General features: G+C 36.1%; 4 protein-coding genes and 1 pseudogene. 4 read left to right on the forward strand and 1 reads right to left on the reverse strand.

Annotated elements, in window-relative coordinates:
- Positions 1-1,155 precede the first annotated feature (1,155 nt).
- The gene (locus ACFIL3_RS08600; protein WP_375610246.1) at positions 1,156-1,320 is read left to right on the forward strand and encodes a hypothetical protein; all 165 of its coding nucleotides are present in this window, start codon (positions 1,156-1,158) and stop codon (positions 1,318-1,320) included.
- A gap of 732 nt (positions 1,321-2,052) precedes the next feature.
- On the opposite strand, the gene ACFIL3_RS08605 is transcribed toward ACFIL3_RS08600, so the two are convergent.
- Positions 2,053-2,796 (reverse strand): nuclease, encoded by a 744-nt coding sequence (locus tag ACFIL3_RS08605; RefSeq protein ID WP_375628052.1) that lies wholly within the window; start codon positions 2,794-2,796, stop codon positions 2,053-2,055.
- A 158-nt stretch (positions 2,797-2,954) separates the two neighbouring features.
- Here ACFIL3_RS08605 and ACFIL3_RS08610 point away from each other — a divergent pair, with 158 nt between their 5' ends.
- The 3 genes and pseudogenes from ACFIL3_RS08610 to ACFIL3_RS08620 form a co-directional block, all read left to right on the forward strand.
- Positions 2,955-3,305, forward strand: coding sequence for a TrbC/VirB2 family protein (locus ACFIL3_RS08610; protein ID WP_375612518.1), 351 nt, complete (start codon positions 2,955-2,957; stop codon positions 3,303-3,305).
- Positions 3,306-3,332: 27 nt separating this feature from the next.
- On the forward strand, positions 3,333-3,656 hold the full coding sequence (locus ACFIL3_RS08615; protein ID WP_375638295.1) for a type IV secretion system protein VirB3: 324 nt from the start codon (positions 3,333-3,335) through the stop codon (positions 3,654-3,656).
- Positions 3,656-4,809: pseudogene (locus ACFIL3_RS08620) on the forward strand (transporter); the annotation flags it as partial. The gene ACFIL3_RS08615 and the pseudogene ACFIL3_RS08620, both read left to right, overlap by 1 nt.

Raw genomic sequence — 4,809 nt, forward strand, 5'->3', positions numbered from 1 at the left:
AACATAACAACATAAGGCAATGCTTGCATTAGAAGTCCTAGTTTAATTCGAAGCCATTTATTGTTTTTTGAAGGAAATGATGTTCCGTTTCTGCCTTTCTCTATATTTTCATAAGCTTTTTTCAGAACCAAAGGTCACGTCATCGATTTGAATTTATAAAGCAAAAATATTCCCCGTATGAAAATTCTTTTTTCAAAAAATCTGAAATTTTTACCGATAAGAAAGTTGTAAAAACGTCCATTACACAACAAAAATTTATCAACTCTGATACGAATAGAACAGAGGTCATACCTACAATTCACGTCACAGAAAAAATAAAGAAAGAAAATTTTATAGAAATATTTGCTGATGGCATTCACGCAATTTGTAATTTATCTCGTACAGGACATCGTGCTTTGATAATAGTTTTAGAAGAATATCGATCTAATAAATCAACAAACGAAGATCCCAGCAGCGTTACCTTAATTTGGTTTGATGGGGGTATAAATGGAAAAAAGCGCGATATGGTCGACAGAACTTTTCACAACGGTTTAAGAGAGCTCATACAAAAAGGAATTTTAAAACCAAAATTGCCTAATCAATACTGAGTGAATCCTATTCTGTTCTTCAAAGAAGAAAAAGTTGCTTTTATGAAAGAATATCAAATAGAATCATCTTCTACCAAACCGGATATTTCATCCGTTGAACATCAAACAGATCTTGAAGATTTTATAACAAAATAACTTGTATCATTTATCGTACTGTGTATATTGTGGAGCATCTTGATTTAAGCGCGTGAGGGGAAAATAATGTCAAAATCACAAATAAGCAAAGAGGCGCTCGTCCTTTTGCTTTTATGGCTTCGTGGTCCTTTAAGATTGATACTAAGCCTTATAATGATAATGGGGTTTGTGGGATTGTTTACAATTCCTATTATGATATTATCAATAGGTTGGTCAAAAGCACTAATAAACATTACAATTTGTTCCTTTATATTAGGTTTTGGCTCTTTCCTTCTAATTTTTTATTATGATAAACTTATAAGATATTTACAATAAACTGTTCACATATTTTTCCATTAACAATACTAATAAAAAACAAAAGATCACGATAATTAAATCTGTATTCCGATATAATTGATGAGATTAATACATATAATTTTTAAAGAGGGGAAAAATGAAAAAATTTATTTTAATATGCTTGGCTCTATTGACTATAGGATTGAATATTACAGGTTGTGGTAAAAGTGAAGAGGAAAAACGTAGAGCCCAACAAGAAGAACAAGCTAAAAAGTTTTTTGATGAAGAATTAACCTCTACAGATCGTGATCATGCATTTTAAAAAATACCCTACGACAATAAAATGTGAGTTATCAATCTCTAACTAAAAGAGTATTTTGTGTAACTCACACCTGACAACGTCATTGTACACTTTAACACGTATGAAGACAATCAGTTTTAAAAACTTTGGAAAGGCTTTTCATAACCTATCCGCTTAACGCTAAGTATTTATATAACAAAATACCCATTTATTATCTTTTCTTGTCTTTTTTATAATATTTTCAAATATATATCACTTAAAATACCTTATTATTTTCATCACTTTCTTTTGACTTATCCCCCTATAAGCTTTCTCTTTAATCATGATCTCAAAGCCGCGTGAGAAAAGAACAAGATAGGCCTTTTGGTTATTGATAAGGGGCACACGTGCGCCTAACGATACGCTTTTACAGAATTTCCCAGCCTTTAAAACTTAAGGCTTTTAGCCTTCTCATTTAAATGCAGGTTTGATGTCATGATTTTGGGGTGCGATTATTAAGAGTTTGAGAAGCGAAGAGCTTTTCATTTAAAAAGCAAAACGAAATGACGTATAGCCAAGGAAACGCGCTCTCCCATAGCACTGTAGTAAACAACCTATAAGGATATTTTAAACACAACAAATTTTCATAACGAGCGTTGTCCACCAAGGACTGTGTGGATTATCATTAACTTTTTTCTGATAAGATTTGCAGTAGAATATTGTCTTGATTTTTAAATAGCGCTTGAAAAGACGCTTTATCAATAATGGTCAATATTAATTATGGTCAATGGGATTATAGCTCCCATGATCTCTTCGCCAATCTTCTGGTTGTTGAAATTGGCTCGACCACAAGCCATTTTGTGCTTTTTGAGCAGCAGATTGTAGAGTTTTATAGTCTGCGGGGGATGGAAAATGATGCTGATCTTTTGTCAACACCATCAACCCTTCTGCCAGCCCCAACCGCGCCAGATCAACCCCATCTACAAAACATTGTGCATAATGAACCTGTTGAACGACACGTGCTTGCCGACAAGTAACCTTTTTATCAATTGTTTTTGAAACAAGCCAAGCCGTAACAAAAGCACCGCAAGGCCACTTAACTCCGTTGCGTGAGGCAAATTGCCTCATTTCACAGCTTTCCACACCATATAATCGGATATCACGGATAATCTTTTTTCTCCATCCATCATCTACAAGCGTAATCATTTTAAAGGTCACACCACTTGTGACCTGTATAGCACCGGAATAGACCGGCACATTTTCTTCATAAAATTGTGATGCGATTGGTTCTGAATGCAACACCACATTTTGTTGGATTGCGTCTTGTTGGTTTGCATAATCAACCAATTGTGACTTCGGATTTTGAACGGGGTTTCCAATTGTCTTTTCTGATCCTTCAAAAAGAGAAAATTGCATAATATTTTCAGTATGTTGACTGAAATAAAAGTATCCTAAAATAATAATACAAATTAAGACAATATATTTAGGCGCTGCTCGAAGATATTTTAAAAGTATCATTTTGAATATTACTATATTTTTTGTTCATTAAATAATAAAAGATTAAATATTATTAATTTATCGATAGAAAAATTTATTTTTTTCATTTATATGATTCCCGATTAATATTTTGAATATTAATTTTGTGATTAACTTAAACATAAAGCGGGGGAATTTTCATGAAAAACATGAATAATTCGTTCATTAATGAACATACCTTACAAAAAACTATTCTATCCAACACCCAAAAGAAATGGTTAACAGCAGCATTGATGCTGTTTATTGCCTTCATGGCACTGAGTGAACCAGCATTTGCTGATGGCGGCTTCGGAAAAATTGAAACTGCTCTTCAAAAAATAGTTGATGCTTTAAAAGGACCAATTGCAAAATCAATCGCAACCATTGCGATTGCTGGTGTTGGGCTTGCATGGATTGCTGGTTATGTTGAAATGCGTAAAGCTTTCTTTGTTTGTGTTGGCATCGGCATTGTTTTTGGTGCATCGCAAATCGCATCAATGTTTATGTCTTAATTCGCTTAACTTTAGCCTTTCAAAGCCATGAAAGAGCACGACAAGCTAACAGAAGATACGTTATTTCTTGCTTGCACGCGCCCTGCAATGATCGCAGGCGTGACGGTGGAAGCTATGGGATTAAATGCGATAGGAACGATGATATTGTTCATTATGGCAGGCAATATTTTTTTTCTAACCTTTGGTGTGATGCTGCATTTCATATTCAAGGAAATCCTAAAGCATGACCATAACAAATTTCGTATTCTTCTGACATGGCAAAAGACATCTATTTTTGCCAGAAATTCGAGTCTATGGGGTGGGGGAAGTATTTCTCCATTACGATTAATTCGTAATTATGAGGAATTATAATGAATAGAACAGAGCGCAAACGTGAAAAGCAGCCAGAAGCGATCATTCCTTATGTGCGCCATGTCAATAAACACATCATTGCGCTGGATTCACGCGCTCTCATGAGCGTTATTAAACTTGAAGGGATTAACTTTGAGACAGCGGATATTATTGATCTGAATGTGCTTCACGAACAGCTCAATAATCTGTTTAAAAACATAGCGGATGAACGGATAGCGCTTTATAGCCATATTATCAGAAAGCGTGAAACGATTTATCCGGATGGGACTTTCAGATCGGCATTTGCCAAGCAATTAGATGATAAATATCGCGAGCGGATGATTTCACAGGAGCTTTATCGCAATGAGCTTTATCTTTCTATTTTGTGGAATCCACACGTTGATCAAACGGATAAATTAGTGGAGTTTTTCAAACGTTTAGGCAAAGCCAAGCAAGAAAAGACAGAAGTTGATGCAGAGTCCATTCGCAAGCTTGAAGATATTACCACAGATCTTATTCAAAATTTAGAGCGTTATGGTGCAAGAAGATTGAGTCTTTATGAACATGAAGGCAATATTTATTCGCAGCAAAGTGAGTTTATCCACCAATTGGTGGGAGGTCGTCGTGAACGGATACCTCTCACATGGGGGACGATAGCTTCGACTGTTTATTCAGACCGTCTCATTTTTGGAAAAGAGATCATAGAAATACGCACCGAGGCGGGACAGCGGTTTGCGGGCATGTTTGGTTGGAAAGAATATCCAGCAAAAACTAGGGTAGGCATGGCGGATGGTTTGCTCACCCTTCCCTTTGAGTTTATTTTCACCCAATCGTTTATTTTCAAGAGCAAAAATGCTGCCAAACAGATTATGGGGCGCAAACAGAATCAAATGGTCAATGCAGGAGATCGAGCAGGTTCACAAATTATGGAACTGGATGATGCGCTTGATGATCTTGAATCCAATCGTTTTGTTTTAGGGGAGCATCATTTATCATTGGCAGTTTTTGCTGATACGCCGCAAGAGTTAGCGGATAATCTTGCCAAAGCGCGTTCTCGTCTTACAGATGGTGGGGCTGTGATTGCGCGGGAAGACTTAGGGTTAGCAGCAGCTTGGTGGGCACAATTGCCTGGCAATTATGCTTATCGCACCCGCTCTGGTGCAATAACAAGCCG

Origin of the sequence: Bartonella sp. CE47NXGY (assembly GCF_042195415.1) — a bacterium.
Lineage (GTDB): Bacteria > Pseudomonadota > Alphaproteobacteria > Rhizobiales > Rhizobiaceae > Bartonella.

What these genes read in the sequence shown, in the direction of transcription:
- ACFIL3_RS08600 (WP_375610246.1), top strand. Translation starts at nt 1,156, where the DNA reads ATGAAAAAATTTATTTTAATATGCTTGGCTCTATTGACTATAGGATTG.
- ACFIL3_RS08605 (WP_375628052.1), bottom strand. Translation starts at nt 2,796, where the DNA reads ATGATACTTTTAAAATATCTTCGAGCAGCGCCTAAATATATTGTCTTA.
- ACFIL3_RS08610 (WP_375612518.1), top strand. Translation starts at nt 2,955, where the DNA reads ATGAAAAACATGAATAATTCGTTCATTAATGAACATACCTTACAAAAA.
- ACFIL3_RS08615 (WP_375638295.1), top strand. Translation starts at nt 3,333, where the DNA reads ATGAAAGAGCACGACAAGCTAACAGAAGATACGTTATTTCTTGCTTGC.